Source organism: Pseudomonas sp. P5_A12 (assembly GCF_056400685.1).
In genome coordinates, this window is sequence record NZ_JBFUKU010000028.1 from 1 (window position 1) to 22,202 (window position 22,202).

Annotated in this window: 19 protein-coding genes and 1 pseudogene; 7 read left to right on the forward strand and 13 right to left on the reverse strand. The window is 60.0% G+C overall.

Translation table 11 applies throughout. The features are described 5' to 3' along the window. Window positions 1-262, forward strand: a pseudogene (gene pssA / locus AC1DSG_RS06485) (CDP-diacylglycerol--serine O-phosphatidyltransferase); the annotation flags it as partial. Here pssA and AC1DSG_RS06490 read toward each other — a convergent pair. Further along, window positions 219-1,436 carry an MFS transporter gene (locus tag AC1DSG_RS06490; RefSeq protein ID WP_477790131.1) on the reverse strand — a complete coding sequence of 406 codons (1,218 nt, stop codon included), beginning with the start codon at window positions 1,434-1,436 and terminating at the stop codon, window positions 219-221. The pseudogene pssA and the gene AC1DSG_RS06490 sit on opposite strands and share 44 nt — an antisense overlap. 189 nt (window positions 1,437-1,625) lie before the next feature. Here AC1DSG_RS06490 and AC1DSG_RS06495 point away from each other — a divergent pair, with 189 nt between their 5' ends. The 6 genes from AC1DSG_RS06495 (at window position 1,626) to AC1DSG_RS06520 (ending at window position 8,536) form a co-directional block, all read left to right on the forward strand. After that, window positions 1,626-2,642 (forward strand): AraC family transcriptional regulator, encoded by a 1,017-nt coding sequence (locus tag AC1DSG_RS06495; protein ID WP_477790132.1) that lies wholly within the window; start codon window positions 1,626-1,628, stop codon window positions 2,640-2,642. Window positions 2,643-2,917: 275 nt separating this feature from the next. Further along, on the forward strand, window positions 2,918-4,582 hold the full coding sequence (locus AC1DSG_RS06500; RefSeq protein WP_477790133.1) for an AMP-binding protein: 1,665 nt from the start codon (window positions 2,918-2,920) through the stop codon (window positions 4,580-4,582). A gap of 16 nt (window positions 4,583-4,598) precedes the next feature. Then, a complete protein-coding gene (locus AC1DSG_RS06505; protein WP_477790134.1) occupies window positions 4,599-5,360 on the forward strand; it encodes an SDR family NAD(P)-dependent oxidoreductase in 762 nt (253 codons plus the stop codon). A gap of 11 nt (window positions 5,361-5,371) precedes the next feature. Beyond that, on the forward strand, window positions 5,372-6,565 hold the full coding sequence (locus AC1DSG_RS06510) for an acetyl-CoA C-acyltransferase (protein ID WP_477790135.1): 1,194 nt from the start codon (window positions 5,372-5,374) through the stop codon (window positions 6,563-6,565). Window positions 6,566-6,620: 55 nt separating this feature from the next. Further along, on the forward strand, window positions 6,621-7,748 hold the full coding sequence (locus AC1DSG_RS06515) for an acyl-CoA dehydrogenase (protein WP_007945943.1): 1,128 nt from the start codon (window positions 6,621-6,623) through the stop codon (window positions 7,746-7,748). 14 nt (window positions 7,749-7,762) lie between these two features. Continuing rightward, window positions 7,763-8,536 (forward strand): enoyl-CoA hydratase, encoded by a 774-nt coding sequence (locus AC1DSG_RS06520; RefSeq protein WP_477790136.1) that lies wholly within the window; start codon window positions 7,763-7,765, stop codon window positions 8,534-8,536. Between the two features lie 109 nt (window positions 8,537-8,645). On the opposite strand, the gene AC1DSG_RS06525 is transcribed toward AC1DSG_RS06520, so the two are convergent. From AC1DSG_RS06525 to arnB, 12 genes are all read right to left on the reverse strand, one after another. After that, window positions 8,646-9,797: an acyl-CoA dehydrogenase family protein gene (locus AC1DSG_RS06525; RefSeq protein ID WP_477790137.1), complete on the reverse strand. Its 1,152-nt coding sequence runs from the start codon at window positions 9,795-9,797 to the stop codon at window positions 8,646-8,648. 3 nt (window positions 9,798-9,800) lie between these two features. Further along, a complete protein-coding gene (locus tag AC1DSG_RS06530; RefSeq protein ID WP_477790138.1) occupies window positions 9,801-10,907 on the reverse strand; it encodes an enoyl-CoA hydratase/isomerase family protein in 1,107 nt (368 codons plus the stop codon). Between the two features lie 259 nt (window positions 10,908-11,166). After that, window positions 11,167-11,874 carry an HPP family protein gene (locus AC1DSG_RS06535; protein WP_477790139.1) on the reverse strand — a complete coding sequence of 236 codons (708 nt, stop codon included), beginning with the start codon at window positions 11,872-11,874 and terminating at the stop codon, window positions 11,167-11,169. Window positions 11,875-12,035: 161 nt separating this feature from the next. Beyond that, complete coding sequence (locus tag AC1DSG_RS06540; protein ID WP_477790140.1) at window positions 12,036-13,214, reverse strand: MFS transporter; 1,179 nt, start codon at window positions 13,212-13,214, stop codon at window positions 12,036-12,038. Between the two features lie 175 nt (window positions 13,215-13,389). After that, on the reverse strand, window positions 13,390-14,769 hold the full coding sequence (locus tag AC1DSG_RS06545) for a UDP-glucose dehydrogenase family protein (RefSeq protein ID WP_477790141.1): 1,380 nt from the start codon (window positions 14,767-14,769) through the stop codon (window positions 13,390-13,392). After that, on the reverse strand, window positions 14,766-15,167 hold the full coding sequence (arnF, locus tag AC1DSG_RS06550) for a 4-amino-4-deoxy-L-arabinose-phosphoundecaprenol flippase subunit ArnF (protein WP_477790142.1): 402 nt from the start codon (window positions 15,165-15,167) through the stop codon (window positions 14,766-14,768). The genes AC1DSG_RS06545 and arnF overlap by 4 nt, the downstream gene beginning before the upstream one ends. Continuing rightward, entirely contained in the window at window positions 15,164-15,508 is a 345-nt protein-coding gene (gene arnE, locus AC1DSG_RS06555) for a 4-amino-4-deoxy-L-arabinose-phosphoundecaprenol flippase subunit ArnE (RefSeq protein WP_477790143.1), read from the reverse strand. The genes arnF and arnE overlap by 4 nt, the downstream gene beginning before the upstream one ends. Further along, window positions 15,505-17,154, reverse strand: a complete 1,650-nt coding sequence (gene arnT, locus AC1DSG_RS06560; protein WP_477790144.1) for a lipid IV(A) 4-amino-4-deoxy-L-arabinosyltransferase — start codon at window positions 17,152-17,154, stop codon at window positions 15,505-15,507. Before arnT ends, arnE begins: the two co-directional genes overlap by 4 nt. Next, window positions 17,151-18,035, reverse strand: a complete 885-nt coding sequence (gene arnD, locus AC1DSG_RS06565) for a 4-deoxy-4-formamido-L-arabinose-phosphoundecaprenol deformylase (protein ID WP_477790159.1) — start codon at window positions 18,033-18,035, stop codon at window positions 17,151-17,153. The genes arnT and arnD overlap by 4 nt, the downstream gene beginning before the upstream one ends. Continuing rightward, window positions 18,035-20,041: a bifunctional UDP-4-amino-4-deoxy-L-arabinose formyltransferase/UDP-glucuronic acid oxidase ArnA gene (gene arnA, locus AC1DSG_RS06570; RefSeq protein ID WP_477790145.1), complete on the reverse strand. Its 2,007-nt coding sequence runs from the start codon at window positions 20,039-20,041 to the stop codon at window positions 18,035-18,037. The genes arnD and arnA overlap by 1 nt, the downstream gene beginning before the upstream one ends. Further along, window positions 20,038-21,057, reverse strand: a complete 1,020-nt coding sequence (gene arnC / locus AC1DSG_RS06575) for an undecaprenyl-phosphate 4-deoxy-4-formamido-L-arabinose transferase (RefSeq protein ID WP_477790146.1) — start codon at window positions 21,055-21,057, stop codon at window positions 20,038-20,040. The genes arnA and arnC overlap by 4 nt, the downstream gene beginning before the upstream one ends. Further along, on the reverse strand, window positions 21,054-22,202 hold the full coding sequence (arnB, locus tag AC1DSG_RS06580; protein ID WP_477790147.1) for a UDP-4-amino-4-deoxy-L-arabinose aminotransferase: 1,149 nt from the start codon (window positions 22,200-22,202) through the stop codon (window positions 21,054-21,056). The genes arnC and arnB overlap by 4 nt, the downstream gene beginning before the upstream one ends.

The window sequence follows — 22,202 nt, forward strand, 5'->3', positions numbered from 1 at the left end:
GCGTTACACCTTGCTGACCGGCAACAACCTCAACCCGCGGGCCTTCCGTCTTGATTTGGAAAATGCGCTGCTGATCGATGACCCGAAAGGCGAATTGCTTGAGCCACGCAGCGCCGAACTGGTAGAGATTTTTCAGAACACCAGCCGCATTGAGCGTTACCAGGACCTGGAAACGCTGCTGGACTACCCGCCAGCGGTGGCCAAGTTTCTCACGCGCGTCAGTCGGGTGCGGATTGAGCGTTTGCTCTATCGGATTCTGTAACGCTTGACGCTGCCGGGGGCTTTGCCCACAACGCCACCAGCAGCAATAGCGCAGCGGCCGCCAGATAAGGCAGGCGTGGGTCCAGGTCATAGATCAATGTGGCCGCCAACGGCCCGATGACCACGCCAAACCCTTGCGCAGCCCCGATGGAGCCCGCAGTCGCGCCTTGCTCCGAGGCCTCCACGGCATTGGCGGCCAGCGCGGCGAATGACGGAAAGATCAGCCCCATCCCGCCCGCCGATACGAAAAAGCACAGCCACAACCCCCACGCGGTATTCACAATCATGCTGCCGGCAAATCCCACGGACGCCACCAGCGCACCGGCGCGGATCAACCTCAGGGGCGGCCATTCGAGTCGGCGCACCACCAATTGCGAACAGATCAGCGCAAACCCGACCATGGTCAGGGCAATGCCCGCCGTTTGCGCGGCGTCGGCCGGGCTCATGCCGAGCCGGTCGAGGGCGAAGAACCCCACGGTGATCTGCGCAATCGACACACACAGCATCGCCACAAACGCGACCGCCATGGGCCGGCGCAGGCGTGGGTCGTTCAGGCGTACTTTGCGCGGTGCTTGCCGCAGGTGCAGTTCCTGGCCCTTGAGCTTGAACTGCAACACCAGAAAGGCCAGCAACGGCAGGACGGCCATTGCGTAGAACGGCAGGCTCAAACTGAAACGTGACAGCAACGCGGCGATGGCCGGCCCGATCACCAGGCCGCAGGCGTTGGCGGCGCCCAGTGCGGCCATGGCTTTGGCGCGGTGCTGCGGTTCGATGTTGTCGGCGATCAGTGCGTTGCCGCCCACCGGGATGGCGGCATAGAACACGCCGATCAATCCGCGCCCGATCATCAAGCCGACAAACCCCAGCAGCGCCGACGGCAGAAATCGCAATGAAGCGTCGATGAACAGGCACAAGGCCCAATAGGCGAGGGTGAAGCCGGCGGTGGCGATCAACAGAATACGTCTGCGACCATAGCGGTCACTGGCCTGGCCCCAAGGGCGGGCGAGCAGCATCCAGATCACCCCCGACACCGTCACTGCCGCACCGGCCTGCCAAGTGGCAAGGCCCAGCACCCGGGCAATCGGGCCGATCAGCGAGACAAACGCCATCATCGACATGGAACAGGCCATGTTCGCGACCATCAAGGGACGCAAGTCGAAGGCAGGAGTGGTCATGGGTGAGTCTTCCGTGAGCTTTTGTAGTTTGCGAGGGATGGTAGCGCGGGTCAGGTCCAAGCTGGAGGAATATCGGTGACAGTGATAATGCTTTCGTCGGAACGCCGCCCGGAGCCGGCTCGCTCCTAAAGTGATCTGCGTGCGGTAAGATGCCGACACTCAAAATAACAACAAGGCTCACCGCGCTCAATGTCGGAAAAAGACACCATCTCCATTCAACTGGTGCGCGAAGCGCTGCTGCAAAGTTGTGCCCCCGGCCAGGCCACCGACGAGGTGCTGAACAAGGTCGGTATTGATCCAGCGTTGCTGCAAACCGCCAAGGCCCGAGTCCCGGCCACCGCCTATGCGCGGCTCTGGCGCTTGCTGGCCCGGCGCGGGGATGACGAGTTTTTTGGCATGGACCCGCGCAAGCTCAAGTCCGGCAGCCTGGAGTTTCTGTGTCGCTGCTCAATGGTTCAGCCGAGCCTCGCCGCCGGGCTGACGTCGGGTCTGAGCTTTCTGTCGTTGATGCTTGAGCACATGTCCGCGCAACTGGTCCGCCAGCAAAGCCTGGCCGAAATCGTTTTATTGGAAGACGATCAGGACCCGCGCCGTGCCTTCACCTATTTCACCTACTGGATGATCGTTCACGGTGTTGCCTGCTGGCTGGCGGGACGGCGGATTCCGATCCTGGCCGTGGAATTACGCTGCGCGGAGCCGGATTTTTGTGATGACTATCAGGTGATGTTCTCCGAGAACCTGCGCTTCGACCGGCCGCGCACCCGAATGATTTTCTCGGCTGACTGCCTGGATTTGCCGATCAAGCGTAGCGCGGAAGAACTCAAGCGTTTCCTGGCCCATGCGCCGGCGAATATTCTGGTCAAGTACCGTGATCCAGAGAGTCTGGCGAGTCGCATCAAGCACGATTTGCGGCAGCTCCCCGCCGCACAGTGGCCGGAAACCGAGCCGTTGGCGCAACAACTGTGCATGTCGGCCTCGACCTTGCGCCGGCGTCTGGCGGAAGAAGGGCAGACGTATCAAGGGCTCAAGGACAGCGTGCGCAAGGAGCTGGCCATCGTTTGGCTGGCCGAACCGAGTATCAGCTTCTCCGAGATTGCCACGCGGTTGGGGTTTGCTGATGCCAGTTCGTTCTACAAGGCGTTTCGCAAGTGGTCCGGGTCAAATCCGGGGCATTACCGCAGTTTGATTCTGAACGAGGCGCACTGATCCGGATAACGGGTCGACTGGACTGACGTCATCGCGAGCAGGCTCGCTCACACATTTGATCTCTGGTGTGAACGCTATTTGTGCCATACCCGAAAACCCTGTGGGAGCGAGCTTGCTCGCGATGATGCCCGAACGGGCACCACACCTCTTCAACCTTGGCCAAACCAGTCAAGCAACTTGATAACTTTGACCATTGCCCCGTTCTACGCGCGGAGCGAGTATTTCTCTGGTTTTTCGGTTCCCCAACCTAATAAAAATATCGAGGGATTCTGGCAATGCGCGATTACCTGTCTGCCACATCACAATTCAACTATCAGCACACCGTCGACGCCGCACTCAGCGGTTCCCTGCAAGCGCTCAACGCCTGCGTCGAGTGTTGCGACCGGCATGCCCTGCCGGGACGCATCGCGCTGTTCTGGGAAGGCCGGGACGGCGCCAGCGCCACATACACTTTCAGCGACTTGCAGGATAAAGCAGCGCGTTTTGCCAATTTCCTGCTGGCCCAAGGGGTGAAAAAAGGCGACAAGGTCGCCGGCCTCCTGCCGCGTAATATCGAATTATTGATCGCCGTGTTCGCCACCTGGCGCATTGGCGCGGTGTATCAGCCGCTGTTTACCGCTTTTGGTCCGAAAGCCATTGAACACCGTCTCGGCAGCTCGGGTGCCAAAGTCGTGGTGACCGATGCGGTCAATCGCCCGAAACTCGCCGAAGTGCCCGACTGCCCGACCATCGTCACCGTTGGCGGCGCCAAAGGTCAGGGCATTGTGCGCGGCGATTTCAGTTTCTGGGCCGAACTGGGCAATTATTCCGCTGACTGCGAGCCGGTACTGCTGACCGGTGAAGATCCGTTCTTGATGATGTTCACCTCAGGCACCACCGGCCCCTCGAAAGCCCTGTTGGTGCCACTCAAGGCCCTCGTCGCGTTCCAGAGCTACACCCGCGACGCGGTGGATTTGCGCCCCGAAGACGCATTCTGGAACGTCGCGGATCCGGGCTGGGCCTATGGCATCTATTACGGTGTTACCGGGCCGATGTCGATGGGCCATCCGATCACCTTTTACGATGGCCCGTTTACCCTCGAAAGCACCTGCCGGGTGATCAACAAGTTCGGAATCACCAATCTCACCGGATCGCCGACCGCCTATCGTCTGCTGATCGCAGGCGGCGACGAATTCGCCAAATCGATCAAGGGCAAGCTGCGCATCGTCAGCAGTGCCGGCGAGCCGCTTAACCCGGAAGTGATCCGTTGGTTCGCCGACAACCTCGGCGTGGTCATTCACGACCATTATGGCCAGACCGAATTGGGCATGGTCCTGTGCAATCACCACGCACTGGAACACCCGATCCATGTAGGTGCCGCCGGTTTTGCTTCACCTGGTCATCGCCTCGTGGTGCTGGACGACGATTACAACGAACTCGGCGTCGGCCAGCCAGGGATTCTGGCCATCGACCGCACCCAGTCGTCCATGTGCTGGTTTAACGGCTACGAAGGCACCCCGACCAAAGCGTTCGTCGGCGACTATTATTTAAGTGGCGACACAGTGGAGTGGAACCCGGACGGCAGCATCAGCTTCGTCGGCCGCAGCGATGACGTGATCACCACCTCCGGCTACCGCGTCGGCCCGTTCGACGTGGAAAGTGCGTTGATCGAGCATCCGGCGGTGATCGAGGCGGCCGTGGTTGGCAAACCCGATCCGGAGCGCACCGAACTGGTCAAGGCCTTCGTCGTGATTTGCGAACAATACCGCGCCACGCCGGAGCTGGCCGAAGAACTGCGCCAACATGTGCGCAAGCGTCTGGCGGCGCATTCCTATCCTCGTGAAATCGAATTTGTCAGCGAATTGCCGAAAACCCCTAGCGGCAAATTGCAGCGCTTTATCTTGCGCAACCAGGAAATCGCCAAGGCTCAAGAGGCCGCGGCGAAGAACCCTACAGCTTGAATCCAAGGAATTAGTGATGCAGATCGAAAACAAGGTTTTTCTCGTCACCGGCGGTGCTTCCGGTCTGGGTGCGGCCACGGCTGAAATTCTGGTTGCCGCTGGAGCCAAAGTGATGCTGGTGGACATGAATGCCGAGGCTGTCGCAGCCCAGGCTGAACGTCTTGGCGCGCAAAGCGTGGTTGCGGACATCAGTAACGAAGCGGCGGCCGAAGCGGCGGTACAGGCGACGGTCAAAGCCTTTGGTGGTCTCAACGGTCTGGTCAATTGCGCCGGTATCGTCCGTGGCGAGAAAATCCTCGGTAAGAACGGCCCGCACGCATTGGCCAGTTTCAGCCAGGTGATCAACGTCAACCTGATTGGCAGCTTCAACATGCTACGTCTGGCGGCGGCTGCCATTGCTGAAACCGAACCGGATGCCGACGGCGAGCGCGGTGTGATCATCAACACGGCCTCGGCCGCCGCCTACGACGGTCAGATTGGCCAGGCCGCTTACGCCGCGTCCAAAGGCGCCATCGTCAGCCTGACCCTGCCTGCCGCCCGCGAACTGGCGCGCTTTGGCATTCGTGTGATGACCATCGCCCCGGGCATTTTTGAAACGCCGATGATGGCCGGCATGACCCAGGAAGTCCGTGATTCGCTGGCGGCTGGCGTTCCGTTCCCGCCGCGTTTGGGCAAACCGGGCGAGTACGCCGCGCTGGTCCGACATATCATTGAAAACAGCATGCTCAATGGCGAGGTGATCCGTCTCGACGGTGCCTTGCGCATGGCCGCCAAGTAAGGAGATTTGTCATGACTATTGCCAACGATCCCATCGTTATCGTCAGCGCCGTCCGCACCCCGATGGGCRGTTTTCAGGGCGAACTGAAAAGTCTCAGCGCCCCGCAACTCGGCGCTGTCGCCATCCGTGCCGCGGTCGAGCGCGCAGGCATCAACGCCGAATCGGTCGAAGAAGTGCTGTTCGGCTGCGTACTGTCCGCCGGCCTGGGCCAGGCGCCGGCGCGTCAGGCTGCACTGGGCGCCGGCCTGGATAAATCGACCCGTTGCACCACGCTGAACAAGATGTGCGGTTCGGGCATGGAAGCGGCGATTCTGGCCCACGACATGCTGGTGGCCGGCAGCGCCGACGTGGTGGTGGCGGGCGGCATGGAAAGCATGTCCAACGCGCCTTACCTGCAGGATCGCGCGCGCAGCGGCTATCGCATGGGCCACGGTCGTGTGCTCGATCACATGTTCCTCGACGGTCTGGAAGATGCCTACGACAAGGGCCGCCTGATGGGCTCCTTTGCCGAGGACTGCGCCGAAACCAACGGCTTCAGTCGTGAAGCGCAGGACGCATTTGCCATCGCCTCGACCACCCGCGCGCAGCAGGCGATCAAGGACGGCAGCTTCAAGGACGAGATCGTCCCGGTGTCGGTCATGGTCGGCAAAGAACAGGTGCTGATCAGCAACGACGAACAGCCACCAAAAGCCAAGCTGGACAAGATTACGTCGTTGAAACCGGCGTTCCGCGACGGCGGCACGGTGACGGCGGCAAACTCCAGTTCCATTTCTGACGGCGCGGCGGCACTGGTGTTGATGCGTCGATCCGACGCCGAGAAACAAGGGCTGAAACCGCTGGCCGTGATTCACGGCCACGCGGCGTTTGCTGACAAGCCGGGCTTGTTCCCGGTGGCACCGGTGGGCGCGATCAAGAAACTGATGAAGAAAACCGGCTGGTCGCTGGACCAGGTTGATCTATTCGAAGTGAACGAAGCCTTCGCCGTGGTCAGTCTGGTGACCATGACCAAACTGGAAATTCCTCACGAGAAGGTCAACATTCACGGCGGCGCGTGCGCTTTGGGCCACCCGATTGGTGCATCGGGGGCGCGTATTCTCGTGACCCTTCTCTCGGCCCTGCGCCAGAAAGGCCTGAAGCGCGGCGTTGCAGCGATCTGCATCGGCGGCGGCGAAGCCACGGCCATGGCGGTTGAATGCCTCTACTGAGACCGCCGCTCCCACAGGTTCTGCGCCTTCAGGCTAAATTTTTTAAGGACTTGGCATGATTCCCAATGACGAACAACTGCAGATCAGCGAAGCGGCCCGGCAGTTTGCCCAGGAACGGCTGAAGCCGTTCGCCGCCGAGTGGGATCGCGAACATCGCTTCCCCAAGGAAGCCATCGGTGAAATGGCCGAACTCGGCTTCTTCGGCATGTTGGTGCCGGAGCAGTGGGGTGGTTGTGACACCGGTTACTTGGCCTACGCCATGGCCCTGGAAGAAATCGCCGCCGGCGACGGCGCGTGCTCGACCATCATGAGCGTGCACAACTCGGTCGGTTGCGTGCCAATCCTGCACTACGGCAACGACGATCAGAAAGAGCGTTTCCTCAAGCCATTGGCCAGCGGCGCGATGCTCGGTGCCTTTGCCTTGACCGAACCGCAGGCCGGTTCCGACGCCAGCGGCCTGAAAACCCGCGCGCGTCTGGAAGGCGACCACTACGTACTCAATGGCTGCAAGCAGTTCATCACCTCAGGGCAAAACGCCGGGGTGGTGATTGTGTTTGCGGTGACGGACCCGAGCGCCGGCAAGCGTGGCATTACCGCGCTGATCGTGCCGACCGATTCACCAGGCTATAAAGTCGCCCGGGTCGAAGACAAGCTCGGTCAACACGCATCCGACACCTGCCAGATTCTGTTTGAAGACGTTAAAGTCCCAGTCGCCAACCGTCTGGGCGAGGAGGGTGAAGGTTACCGAATCGCCTTGGCCAACCTCGAAGGCGGCCGCGTCGGCATCGCTTCGCAATCGGTGGGCATGGCCCGCGCGGCGTTTGAAGCAGCCCGTGATTACGCCCGTGAGCGCGAGAGCTTCGGCAAGCCGATCATCGAACATCAGGCGGTTGCGTTCCGTCTGGCCGACATGGCCACGCAAATTGCCGTGGCCCGGCAGATGGTGCATTACGCGGCGGCATTGAGGGACAGCGGCAAACCGGCACTGGTCGAAGCGTCCATGGCCAAACTGTTCGCCTCGGAAATGGCCGAAAAGGTTTGTTCTTCGGCGTTGCAAACCCTTGGCGGTTACGGTTACCTCAACGACTTCCCGCTGGAGCGGATCTACCGCGACGTGCGGGTTTGCCAGATTTACGAAGGCACCAGCGATATTCAACGCATGGTCATTTCGCGCAATTTATAAGAAGGAGTCCACTTGTGAGCTACGAAACGATTTTGCTGGAAACCCACGGCCGCGTGGGCCTGATTACCTTGAACCGTCCGCAAGCGCTGAACGCGTTGAACGCGCAGATCGTCAGCGAACTGAACCACGCCCTCGATGGCCTGGAAGCCGATTCGAACATCGGCTGTATCGTGCTGACAGGTTCGAAAAAAGCCTTTGCTGCTGGTGCCGACATCAAGGAAATGGCCGAGCTGACCTACCCGCAAATCTACCTTGACGACTTGTTCAGCGACAGCGACCGCGTGGCTAACCGCCGCAAGCCGATCATCGCGGCGGTCAACGGTTTCGCCTTGGGCGGTGGTTGTGAACTGGCGCTGATGTGCGACTTTATCCTGGCCGGCGACAACGCCAAATTCGGTCAGCCGGAAATTAACCTTGGCGTGCTGCCGGGCATGGGCGGCACCCAACGTCTGACCCGCGCCGTGGGCAAGGCCAAGGCCATGGAAATGTGCCTGAGCGGGCGTTTGATCGATGCGGTGGAAGCAGAGCGCTGCGGAATCGTCGCGCGGATCGTCCCGGCGGATGAATTGCTGGACGAAGCACTGAAAGTCGCGGCGTTGATCGCCAAGAAGTCGCTGCCGATTGCGATGATGATCAAGGAAAGCGTCAACCGCGCATTTGAAGTGAGCCTGTCCGAAGGTGTGCGCTTTGAGCGTCGGGTGTTCCATGCGGCGTTTGCGACGCAGGATCAGAAGGAAGGGATGGCGGCGTTTATTGCCAAGCGTGAGGCGCAGTTCCAAGGGAAGTAATGCGCTACTTTGACTGACGCCATCGCGAGCAGGCTCRCTCCCACAGKKGATCTCCAGTGTTCAGGAGATCMMCTGTGGGAGYGAGCCTGCTCGCGATGCTTTTTAGCCTTTAGACCAGATAGTTTTTGAGTTCGCGGGCGATCACCATCCGCTGTATCTCGCTCGACCCTTCATAAATCTGCGTAATCCGCGCATCCCGGTAGTACTTCTCCACCGGATAGTCTTCCAGATACCCATACCCGCCATGAACCTGAATCGCGGACGAGCACACCTTTTCGGCTATTTCCGAGGCGAATAGCTTGGCCTGTGACGCTTCGGACAGGCAGGGTTTTCCGGCTGTGCGCAGGCGCGCCGCATGCAGGATGAGCAATCGCGCGGCGTTCAACTGCATGTGCATGTCGGCGAGCATATTGGCGATGCTCTGGTGTTCGATGATTGGCTTGTTGAATTGCACCCGATCCCGAGAATAAGCCAGTGCTGCTTCGAACGCGGCACGGGCAATGCCCAAGGCTTGCGCGGCGATGCCGATACGGCCTCCTTCAAGGTTGGACAGGGCGATGGCCAGGCCTTTACCGCGTTCACCCAGCAGGTCGGCTTCGGGGATCGTGCAGTTGTTCAACGTCACCGCGCAGGTGTCCGAGGCGCGAATGCCCATCTTGTGTTCAGTGCGGTCCACGATAAAACCGGCGGTGTCGGTGGGCACCAGAAACGCCGAAATACCGCGTTTGCCCAGGTCCGGGTCAGTTACCGCAAACACAATCGCCAGTTTCGCCCGTTTGCCGTTGCTGACAAATTGCTTGGCGCCGTTGATCACCCACTGACCGTCGCGCAGTTCGGCGCGAGTGCGCAGGTTGTGCGCTTCGGAACCGGCTTGCGGTTCGGTCAGGCAGAAGCAGCCGATAGCCTGGCCGCTGGCGAGATCTGGCAGCCAGGTCTGTTTCTGTTCTTCAGTGCCGTAATTCAAAACGGGGCCGCAGCCGACGGAGTTGTGAATGCTCATCAGCGCACCGGTAGCGCCGTCGCCCGCTGAAATCTCTTCCACTGCCAACGCGTAGGCGACGTAATCGACATAGGTGCCGCCCCATTCTTCAGGCACCACCATGCCCAACAGGCCTAGCTCACCCATCTTCGCCACCAGACCGTCGTCGATCCAGCCGGCCTTTTCCCAGGCCTGGGCGTGAGGCGCGATTTCGCCGCGGGCAAAGTCCCGGGCCATGTCGCGGATCATGACTTGCTCTTCGCTCAATTCGATATCGTGCATGGCTCAGTTCCCGCTCTCATCAAGGCCGGTGAAGAAACTCGCGACGTGCTCGGCGTCCAGCGCCTGCAGGGTCGGCGGGTTCCAGCGCGGGCTCTTGTCTTTGTCGATCAGCAAGGCGCGCACGCCTTCGATCAGGTCGCCGCGCTCGAACCACTGACGGTCCAGGTGCAGCTCAAGGGCGAAGCAGTCTTCCAGACTCAAGTGCCGACCACGACGGAGCATTTCCAGGGTCACGCCCATGGCCAGCGGCGAACGGCTATCCAGCAGGTCGGCGGTGGTCAGTGCCCACTCATGGCTGTCGGCAATCGTCACTTCACGCAATTGCTCAACAATACTCGGCACATCGGGCAAGGCGAAGAAATGGTCGATGGCCGGGCGCAACGCTTCTAACGGTGCGTCGGGCAGTTGCTGCACCGCGAGCGTGGTCAGCAGGCTTTGAAGGGTTTTGAGCGGCGTGTCGTGCCATTCGAGCTGATCGAGCTTCTCGTCGAGCGCGACCAGTTTTTCACTGTCCAGATACCAGTCGGCAAGCCCGCAATAGAGCGCATCGGCTGCACGAATCTGCACGCCACTGACGCCCAGATAAATCCCCAATTCGCCGGGAATGCGCGGCAGGAAGTAGCTGCCGCCGACGTCCGGGAAGTAACCGATGCCGACTTCCGGCATCGCCAGTCGGCTCTTTTCAGTGACCACTCGCAGATCGGCGCCTTGCACCAGGCCCATGCCGCCGCCCAGTACGAAACCGTCCATCAAGGCGAGCACAGGTTTGCAGTAGTGGTGAATCGTCAGGTCGAGGGCGTATTCCTCGACAAAGAAATCCTGGTGCAGCGTGTCGCCGCTTTTGTAGCTGTCATACAGCGAGCGAATATCACCGCCGGCACAGAAGGCTTTCTCGCCGGCACCGCGTAACACCACTGCATGCACCTGAGAATTTTCAGACCAGGCGTCAAGCTGGCGTTGCAGATTGCGCACCATCTCCAGGGTCAAGGCGTTAAGGCCGGCGGGGCGGTTGAGGGTCAGGTGACCGATGTGGTTGCGAACCTCGGCCAACACTTCGTTTTGCGTGGCATCCATGGGCGAAGTCCCCTTCGATGAAACCTGAGCAGTCATCACTAACTCCCTGCTTTTATTGTTCTTTATTGAGGTGCTCGCGCACGAGCGATGTTGGATCGTACCAGTGCAAATTTGTGATGTACAACCGGGATATGTGCAGGTTCTGTCTGCGTTTTTGCCTTAAGGCCAATGCCTTCCGGATCACTGGACCAAACCTGTGGGAGCCGTGCTTGCTCGCGATGGGGCCCTGTCAGCCAACATTAATGTTGAATGAAACATTGCTATCGCGAGCAAGCTCGGCTCCCACATGGATGGGTCAAACTCGGTTGCTGAGTACTTCGCTGATGCTGCGCCGCTTGGCGTGCAGTTCACTGGCATGAATCAACTGTTCTAGATCTTCAGGTGTGACGTCGAAGAACGCTTCCATGTCTGCCAATGCCAGTTTCAGGTCCTGGGCGGTGATCGCCTGGTTGTCGATGGGCGGGTGGACGGCGGGGATCGCGGCCACCGGTTCGCTGGCGCGTTTCGGGTAGCGGATGCGCGTCAGGTTGTTGTAAACCAGAGCGCTGAGCAGCATCGCTGATGCACCCAGCATCACCGGTCCGAGGGCTTTCCAGTCCATGGCGATGGTGGCCGGGTCGGCCAACACCAGCGTCAACGCCAAAGCGCCGGCGGGTGGATGCAGGCAACGCAGCCAACACATCAGAATCAGCGCCATGCCTGCCGCCAGACAGGCACTGCCGAGTGTGCGTCCAAGCACGTGGGCGACCAGCAGCGAGACCACTGCGGCACTCAAGTAGCCGCCAAGAATCGACCACGGCTGGGCGAGGGCGCCGGAGGACACGGCGAACAGCAACACCGCCGAAGCGCCCAGTGGACCGACGAGGTGCAGTGCCACTTCGGAGCCAAACACTTGCCCGCAAACCCAGACGCTGAGCATCGTCCCCAAGGCCATGCCGATGGCGGCGCGACTCCATTCGGAAGGTCGAGTGTTAATGGCGGCGGGCAACCAGCGAGCGAGCATGATGAAATCGATCCGTAGGCAAAAACTTGAGCAAAAAAAAAGGCTTGGCTGGGATATCCAGAAAGCCCTTGAAGGTGTTCCAGCTATTGGGGGAGGAACGGGGCACAGTGTGCCGATGATCCCGATCACTGACAAATTCATATTAATGAGGGTTGAGTGCATTAATTTTGCAGTGTCGCAACACGCCGTCCACTCATGAAGCAGAAAAACCCACCCAATGCTGCCAGTGCGCTCAGGGCATAGAACATCGTGGGCGCGGGCGTGTGCATCAACAGGAAACCGCAGATCACCGGGCTTAATGCGCCGCCGAGCGCTGCGAGGTTCTGCGCGCCGTAATAGCTGCCGCGCAGTTCTTCCGGGGCCAGGGTGTCGACGAAGAGGAACTCGGCGGGGTAAATGATCATTTCGCCGAGGGTAAAAATGAACATGGCCACGCACCACGACACCAGGCTGTCGGCCAGGCTGAAACCGATCAACCCGACGATGAACAGGCTCGTGCCGCCGGCGATCCAGTAACGAAGGTGTTCGCGCTTGAGGAACCGACCGATCTGGTATTGCAGCAGGATCACGCTGATGGCGTTGCAGGCGAGCAGGGCGGCCATGGTTTCCATGGTCCGTTGAGAATCGTGGGTCACCAGCAGATACTGCGACAGGTAAAGGGTGAATCGGCCGTGCACCACGGTGCTGAGCAGGCAGCCACAGGTGAACATGATGAGCGTGCGGTCGTTCTTCAGGGTGATCAGCGTCTTGAGAAAGCTTTGCGGCTGTCCGATTGCGGGGGCCGGGGCCGAGTCTCTGGGAATCCCGATCATCAGGAAAATACTGAAAAACGCGATGCCGCCGGCGATCAGGAACGGGGCTGTCGGGTTCACGCCGGCAATCACCACGCCGAGCATCGGCCCGATGGCATAGCCGATGTTGGTCAATGTGTAGCCTAGTGAAAACGCCTTGGCGCGTTGGCCGATGGGCAAGTTTTCGCTGAGGATTGCTTTCGATCCGATCAGGAACAGCGCGGAGGCGGTTTCGGTGACCACCAACGTGGCGGTGGTCAGGTAGAGGTTTTGTGCAAAGGTCAGCAGCACGAAACCGATAGCGCTGGAGAGCATCGTGAGGATCAGCAACCGACGCTTATCGAGGCGGTCGATGATGTAACCGCCATAAAGCGCCAGCAGGGTGGCGATGAACACTGCGATTCCCAGCAGCAGACCAACGTCCTGTTGGTTGAGGCCGAGTTTGTTGCTCAGGAACAGCGTGAGCAGCGGGCTGATGAGGGCGCGACTGATGACGATCGTCAGGGACACGATCATCAATCGACGGATAACGAGCGAGTAAGTGGCCACGGGGGAGGCAAATGTCCTTATTCAGATTCTGTAGTATTCGGCGCTGGACCGAGTCGTGGCCAATCGCGAGCAGGCTCGCTCCTACAGTTGTAATGCGTTCCCCTGTGGGATCGAGCCTGCTCGCGATGGCGTCCGTCCATGCAACGCCATCTTCAAGCCAACCACCTAGCGATGATCAAGCAACAACCGAATTAGCAGGCCATTGCTGATGCGGAATCGGCAGGTTGCGCGACTCGCCACGGCCCATCGGGAAGTATTTGAAACCGTTGCGATCCAGACGTTCGGCGTCGTACAGGTTACGCCCGTCGAAAATCACCGGCGCGTTCAGACGCTGCTGGATCAGGTCGAAATCCGGCGCCTTGAACTGCTGCCACTCGGTACAGACGATCAAGGCATCGGCGCCCGACAGGACGGATTCCGGTGTGCCCATCAGCATCAGTTTCGACTCGTCAGGGTACAGCCGTTGGGTTTCCTGCATGGCTTCCGGATCGTATGCACGCACGTTGGCCCCGGCGGCCCATAGCGACTCCAGCAGGACCCGGCTCGGCGCATCGCGCATGTCATCGGTGTTGGGTTTGAACGCCAGGCCCCATACGGCAAAGGTCTTGCCACGCAGGTCGCCACGGTAGAACGCGTTGATCCGCTCGAACAGCTTGTGCTTCTGGCGTTCGTTGATCGCTTCCACCGCTTGCAGCAGGTCGCTGGAGCAGTGCGCTTCCTGTGCGCTGTGAATCAGGGCGCGCATGTCTTTGGGGAAACACGAGCCGCCATAACCACAGCCGGGGTAGATGAAGTGGTAACCGATGCGCGAGTCGGCGCCGATGCCCAGGCGCACCGATTCGATGTCTGCGCCCAGGTGCTCGGCCAGTTCGGCGATCTGGTTGATGAAGCTGATCTTGGTGGCCAGCATGCAGTTGGCGGCGTATTTGGTCAGCTCGGCGCTACGCAGATCCATGAACATGATGCGATCGTGGTTGCGGTTGAACGGTGCATAGAGGTCGCGCATTACCTCGCGTACTTCGTCACGTTCACAACCAACGATGATTCGGTCTGGGCGCCGGCAATCGGCTACGGCTGAGCCTTCTTTCAAAAACTCGGGGTTGGAGACGATATCGAACTGCAATACGCGGCCGACCTTGGCCAGCGATTTGTCGATATGGGCGCGCAAGGCATCGCCGGTGCCCACCGGTACCGTGGACTTCTCCGCCAGAATCACCGGCTGTTCACGATGTCGCGCCACGGCGTCGCCGACCGACATTACGTAGCTCAAGTCCGCCGAGCCATCGTCACGGGACGGCGTGCCCACCGCAATAAACAGCACCTGGCCATGCTGCACGGCCAGTTTCTCGTCGGTGGTGAATTGCAGCCGCTTGGCTTCCAGGCTGTCGCGCACCAGGCTGGCGAGCCCCGGTTCGAAAATGCTTACGTGGCCCTGTTGCAGCAATGCGACTTTCTTCTCGTCAATGTCCATGCAGATCACATCGTGACCGACTTCAGCCAGGACGGCTGCCTGGACCAGGCCCACATAACCGCTACCAAATACACTGATTTTCATGACGCATCCCCGAGTTCGGTTGCGCGAACTGAACGAGAGTTGATGATGATAACCCCGAGCATGACCAGCGCCACCCCGACGGTTTTTGAAAGACTGAACGTTTCGTTAAACAGTGGCAGGCTGGCGGCCAGCAGGTACACCAGCGCGTAGCTGATGCTCAGCAGCGAATAGGCCCGCCCCAGCGGCAGGTCGCGAAGGGCGGCCAGCCAGCAGAGCATCGAAAGGGCGTAGGCGATAATGGCGCTCAGCACGACCACTATCGCGACCGGGGCGATGCTGGCTGTCAACCAGTGGTCCGGTGAGGGCAGGCGCGTCATGCTCCAGCGCATGCCCAACTGGGCGGCGCTGACCAGCAGCACACTGCCCATGGCGAAGGTCATTCCTCGACGCAGGCTCATGCGTGTTGCCCCAGTAGAACCACGCCACCGATCACCAGGGCCACACCCAACCAGTGTTGGCGGTCGATCGTTTCATGGAATACAAAACGGGCGATCAGAGTGATCAGCACAAAGTTAAGACTCAGCATCGGGTAGGCAATGCCGACTTCAAGGCGCTGCAACACCAGCAGCCAGACCAGCAAGCCCGATCCCAGCGCGGCGAGCGCCAGCCACAGCCAGGGCGAGCGCAGTTTTTCGGACCATCCCGAAGCCTGGCCGCGCCAGCTCTCTACGGCGAATTTCTGAGCGATCTGACCCAGGCACGTCAACAGACACGCGACCAGAACCAGTAGCAGGCTCATGATGGCTCCTGAGGGAAAATCAGAATCACCAGGTTGCCCTGTTCATACCGTTTCCCGTCCTTGGGTAATAGTTCGATTTCCTGCAATTCGTCTTCACCCTTGACCCGCATGACCACCCCGACCGAGCCACTACGGCGAGCGTCTTTCATCCATTGCTGAATCTGGCCGACGGAAACGAGCTGCTGTACTGAATCAGGATAGGCAAGACCGTATTTCAATTCACCTATCGAGTTGTACAGCGACACGTCCGGGTTTTTCATGCGCCAGGCCAGCGCCGACGCGGCGCCGAGATCGTTGCTCAGCAGTTTGCCGGTTTGCGATAGCTCATCCATGTGATGGAGGATGAATTGGTCCGGGGTCTTGTTGGCGACCACCGAATTAGGCAGCCCTGCCGGGATCAAACTGACCAGCAGCAAACTGCCGAACGCCGGTCCGGCCCAACATTGCAGCGGCCTGAAAGCTTGCAGCAGGTTGGCCATGATCCAGCCGATCAAGCCAATGAACACCAGCACCAGGTTGTGCAGTTCATGGTCGTACAGCGGCTTTTTCAGTTGCAGGTAGACCAGTGCAATCAGGACAACCAGACCCAGCACCAGGTTGAGCAAACCGTTGAGCCCCAGCACCCGTCCCTGTTCCAGCTTCAGTCGGTCGGCCAGTGCATGACCCAACAGTAAGGCCATTGGTAACAGGCATGGCAGGATGTAACTCGGTAATTTGCCTTTGCTGGTGCTGAAAAATACCAGCGGCAACACCATCCACAGTAACAGGAAGCCGATGTTGGCCTGACGTCGGGTTTGCCAGGCTTGTTTCAGTGCCGACGGCAACAACGCCACCCACGGCATACTGAAAGCGACCAGCAGCGGCAGGTAGTACCACCACGGCTCTTCATGCTGAGCGTCGTCACCGGCAAAGCGGCGAATGTGCTCGTGCCAGAAGAAGAACCGCCAGTAATCGGGTTCTTGCGAGTGCACCGCCCACGCCCACGGCAGGCACACCGCGATGGCCACGACAACTGCCACCGGGCCGAAGATCAGCAGTTCTTTCCAGCGTTTTTGCCAGACCATATAGGGCAGGGCCACCAGCACCGGCAGCAACCAGGCAAGAAATCCCTTGGTCATGAAACCCATGCCGCAGGCCAGTCCCAGCACCGCCCAACTGATGAGCTTCTGGCCGCGGCCGGCGCTGTCCAGCGCGAACCATAAAGCCACCAGACTCAGGTTGACCCAAAAGGTGAACTGCGGATCAAGGTTTGCATAACCGGCATGTGCGGCAATGACGCCGAAACTCATGTAGAGCAGGGCGCAGGCGAAACTCTTGCGCGGATCGTTCCACAACCGGCGGGCGATCAGGAAGCACAGCATTACACTCAAGCCCAGGCTCAGGGCTGAAGCAAACCGCACGCCAAACAGGTTCTGACCGAACACGGCCTGGCTGGCAGCGATCATCCAGTAACCTGCCGCCGGTTTTTCGAAGTAGCGCACGCTCATGAAGTGCGGCGACACCCAGTTGCCGCTCAGGAGCATGTGTTGACTGATTTGTGCGTAGCGGGTTTCGTCCGGAATCCATAAACCATGGGTGCCCAGTGGCAGCAGATAGGCGAGGACGAACAGGATCAGCAGGAGAGGTAATGCCCAGCGTTTGCTCATGCGCCTTGCACTCCCAACCAGCCTTCGCGGCCTTCAAGGGTGCCGCGCACGACACGTCCTGTGGGCAAGGTGTTGGGGGCGTCGGGCAGCAGATCGCCCAAGGGCTGGAAATGAATGTCACGCTGGCGTGCATCGGCCAGCAGCTGACGGAAATCGTTGGCCATCAGAATCCCTTCTACTTCAGCATGAATGGTGTAGACGTTGAGTTTTTCGGGGGAAAAGCGCTCAAGAATGAACGCGTTGAAGTCTTGGGCTGCGACGGTTGGGCCGACCACCTCATCGAAAGTCGGCAAGTCCACCGGTATTTGTGGTGTGCCTGAACCACCGCCTGCCAGGGTTGGTTGAAACAAGCTGTGCCCCCGGCAATCGCTGTTATAGCGAAACCCGAACGCTTCTTTGGCTTCGATCACACGCTCGTCCGCGCGCCAACCGGCAGCGGCTGAGCAGTCGACCTTTTGCCCGAGGATGTCGCTGAGCGTGTCGACGCCCTGGCGGATCTGCTCGATCAGCTGTGCGTCGCTCCAGCGTCCGGCGTTGGCCTGCCAGCCATGGTGGTCCCAGGCGTGCAGACCAACTTCATGCCCCGCGGCCTGAGCCTGGCGCATCAAATGCCCCAGATCCCGGCCGATGGGTTTACCCGGCCAGGCGGTGCCGGCCAGCAAAATGTCCCAGCCGTACAACCCGGCCGCGTTGGAACGCAGCATTTTCCAGAGGAATTGCGGGCGGATCAGGCGCCACAAGTGGCGCCCCATGTTGTCCGGCCCGACGCTGAAGAAAAACGTCGCCTTGACCTGCGCCTCGTCGAGGATTTCCAGCAGCCGAGGCACCCCTTCACGGGTGCCTCGGTAGGTGTCGACATCGATTCGAAGACCTGCCTGCATTAGCATGTTTTTTCGGTAGAGTGATCCGCGATTTCAAGCATGGCTTCACGCAGGAAGAAGTCCAGGGTGTTGCCGATGGTCTCGCTCATCTCTACGGTTGGCGTCCAGTCCAGCAGACGCTTGGCGTTGGCGATGCTCGGTTTGCGGTGGGACACGTCCTGGTAGCCGTTGCCGTAGAACGCTTTGCTTTCTACGTCGCGGAAACCGGCGAACGGCGGGAAGTTATCACGCAGCGGGTGAGCTTCGAACTGGCGCAGCAGTTCTTCGCCCAACTGGCGAATGCTCGCTTCGTTGTCCGGGTTGCCGATGTTGATGATCTGACCGTTGCAGGCGTCATTTTCGTTGTCAATGATCCGCGCCAGGGCTTCTACGCCGTCAGCAATGTCGGTGAAGCAGCGCTTTTGCTCGCCGCCATCGAACAGGCGAATCGGTGTGCCTTCCACCAGGTTCAGGATCAACTGGGTAATAGCCCGGGAGCTGCCGATACGTGCCGAGTCCAGACGATCCAGACGCGGGCCCATCCAGTTGAAAGGTCGGAACAGGGTGAAGTTCAAGCCTTTCTGGCCGTAGGCCCAGATAACCCGGTCGAGCAATTGCTTGGAGACCGAGTAGATCCAGCGTTGCTTGTTGATCGGGCCGACGACGAGGTTGGAGGTGTCTTCGTCGAAGTTCTGGTCCTGGCACATGCCATAGACTTCCGAGGTCGACGGGAAGATCACGCGCTTGTTGTATTTGACGCAGTAGCGAACCAGCTTCAGGTTTTCTTCGAAATCCAGCTCGAATACCCGCAGCGGGTTACGCGTGTATTCAATCGGCGTGGCGATCGCCACCAGCGGCAGGATCACGTCGCACTTCTTGATGTGATACTCGATCCACTCGGAGTGAATGCTGATATCGCCTTCGACGAAGTGGAAGTTCGGATGGCTGCGCAGGCGGTCGATGGCGTCCGAACCGATGTCCAGGCCGTAAACTTCATACTGGTCGTCGCGCAGAAGGCGCTCGGACAAGTGATTGCCGATGAAGCCGTTGACGCCGAGGATCAGCACGCGGGTGCGGCGTGGCTTACGCCCGGATTCGGCGCCGCGCAGAACGGAACCGTCGACCAGGCCCAATTCGTTGGCCAGTTGCGGGCCGCTCAGGTACAAACCGTTGTCATTGCGTTGACCGGCGGTGATCACCAGCGAGTCTTCGCCACAAGCGATACGCAGTGGATCGACGCTGATCACACGGCCCGGTGCCAGACCTTCATTGCCCTTGGCAACTTCGGCAGTCCAGACAATCAGCTTGTGCTCGCCCACGTCGCAGAACGCACCCGGATACGGCTGGGTAACAGCGCGAACCAGGTTGAACAGTTCTTCAGCGGGCTTTTTCCAGAGCAGTTTGCCGTCGGCCGCTGTGCGGCGACCAAATACTGTGGCTTTGGATTCGTCCTGAGCCGTTTCGGTGACTTTGCCTTGCAGCAACGCGGGCAGGGTGTCGCGCAACAGGTCGGCAGCGGCTACACGCAATTTACCGTGCAGGGTCAGCGCTGTGTCGCTGCGTTCAATGGCAACTTTTTGCTGGGCGATGATCGCGCCGGCGTCGGCGCGCTTGACCATGCGGTGCAAGGTCACGCCGGTTTCGGTTTCACCGTTCACCAGCACCCAGTTGGCCGGCGCGCGGCCACGGTAGCRAGGCAGCAACGAGCCATGCAGGTTGAATGCGCCCTGGCGAGCGGTGGCCAGCAGCGGTTCAGTCAACAGGTTGCGGTAGTAGAACGAGAACAGGTAATCGGGGTTGAGTTTGGCGATGCGCTCAATCCACAGCGGATGGTTGGCATCTTCAGGGGCATGCACCGGGATGCCCTTTTGGGCGCACAACTGCGCAACGGAACCGTAAAAGGCGTTTTCTTTCGGATCATCGGCGTGCGTAAACACGGCGGCAATTTCAAAGCCGGACGCGAGCAGGGATTCGATACCGGCACAACCAATATCGTGGTACGCGAAGACAACAGCTTTTACGCTCATGAGAGAACCTGATCGGAAGAAGTGGAAGTAAGGCCATCAACGGTGACAATCGGCGCGGGCGCGGCGGGTTGGCTACGCAAGACTTTTTCGACAAAGAAGCGGGGGCGGGCGCGGACGTCGCTATACATGCGTCCCAGGTATTCGCCCAGCAGGCCCATGCCGATGAATTGCCCGCCGGTGAAGACGAATAGCACGGCGAACAGCACGAACGACCCATCACCAGCCCATTCGGCGCCGAAGACCAGGCGCATAACGATCAACGCGAAGGCGAACAACACGCCCAGACCGGCCATGGCAAACCCGACGATGCTCAGCAGCCGCAAAGGCGTGGTGGTCATGCAGGTGATCAGGTCAAACATCAGGTTGACCAGGCGCATGGGGCTGTATTTGGATTCGCCGTGTTCACGCTCGGCATGCAACACCGGGATTTCGGTGGTGTGCCGGGCAAAACTGTTGGCCAGGATCGGGATGAAGGTGCTGCGTTCGCGGCAGGCCAGCATCGCGTCGACGATGGTCCGGCGGTAAGCGCGCAACATGCAGCCGTAATCGCTCATGGCAACGCCGGTCGAGCGCTGTACGGCGAGGTTGATCAGTTTCGACGGCCAGCGACGCAGGGCGGAGTCCTGACGGTTGTTGCGCACCGTGGCGACCACGTCATAACCAAGTTCTGCCTGGGCGACCAGGCGCGGAATTTCTTCGGGCGGGTTTTGCAGGTCGGCATCGAGGGTGATGACGACATCACCTTTGCAGTGTTCGAAACCGGCCATGATTGCTGCGTGTTGGCCATAGTTGCGGTTGAGGATGACCGCGACCACCGGGCTGCCCTCGCGACTGGCGGCCTCTTCGAGGATTTGCGCCGAATTGTCGCGGCTGCCGTCGTCCACCAGGACGATTTCGTATTCATGGTGCAACTGCTGGCACGCCGCTTCGGTGCGTCGAAGCAATTCGGGCAGACTGTCTTGTTCGTTGTAGACCGGGATAACGATCGATACGCAACGGATTGGGTAAGGTTTCACTGAGCTCTGTCCATAACGTTTTCAATGGCATCGACCACACGATTGACATCATCGGTGGTCATGTCCGGGAACAAGGGAATCGAACACAGCCGCGCCGAATTCCATTCGGTGTCGGGCAGGTAGATGTTCGGGAACCGCTGACGATAATACGTGTGCAAATGGGTGGCGATAAAGTGGATGCCGGTGCCGATGTTTTGCTCCTGCAAACCCTTCATGAAGGCTTCACGGTCCAACCCGCAGCGCTCGGCGTCGATGCGCAGGATGAACAGGTGCCAGGCGTGTTGCTGCGCATACGTCGGCACCGCCAGTGGTTGCGCGGCAGAGCCTTCCAGGCGTTGCAGGTACGTTTGCGCCAGCTCCGTGCGTTTGGCGTTGATATCGTCCAGACGCTCCAGTTGCACCAGGGCGATGGCGGCATTGATGTCGGCCAGGTTGTATTTGAAACCCGGTTCAATCACCTGCGCCTGAGGCTTGCGGCCGTGGGTCATGCGGTCGTAGGCGTCGACACCGAGGCCATGAAACTTGAGCATGCGTACCCGGCTGGCGAGCGCTTCATCGTCGCTGACGAACATCGCGCCCTCGGCGCAGGTCATGTTTTTGATGGCGTGGAACGAAAAGATCGCCGTGCCTTTGGCGCCGACGTGACGGCCTTTGTAGAAGGTGCCGGCGGCGTGGGCGGCGTCTTCGATCACAGGGATGCCGTGTTTGTCGGCCAGCGCATAGAGCGGGTCGAGGTCGAAGGCGGCGCCCGCGTAATGCACCGGAATGATGGCTTTGGTGCGCGGGGTGATGGCCGCCTCGATGCTTGCCAGATTGCTCATCAGTGTGTCGCGGTCAACGTCCACGAACACCGGGGTGGCGCCCAGCAGGCAGATCATGTTGGCGGTGGACACCCACGTCTGCGAGGGCGTAATGACTTCGTCGCCCGGACCAATGCCCAATGCCAGTAACGTGATATGCATGCCACCGGTGGCCGAAGACAGCGCAACGGCGTGCCGGCACCCGACGTAGTTGGCGAATTGCTCTTCCAGTTGCTGGTTTTTCGGCCCGGTGGTGATCCAGCCGGAGCGCAATACTTGCTCTACCGCTGCAATTTCTTCATCGCCGATACTGGGGCGGGAGAACGGGAGAAACGCCTGACTCAT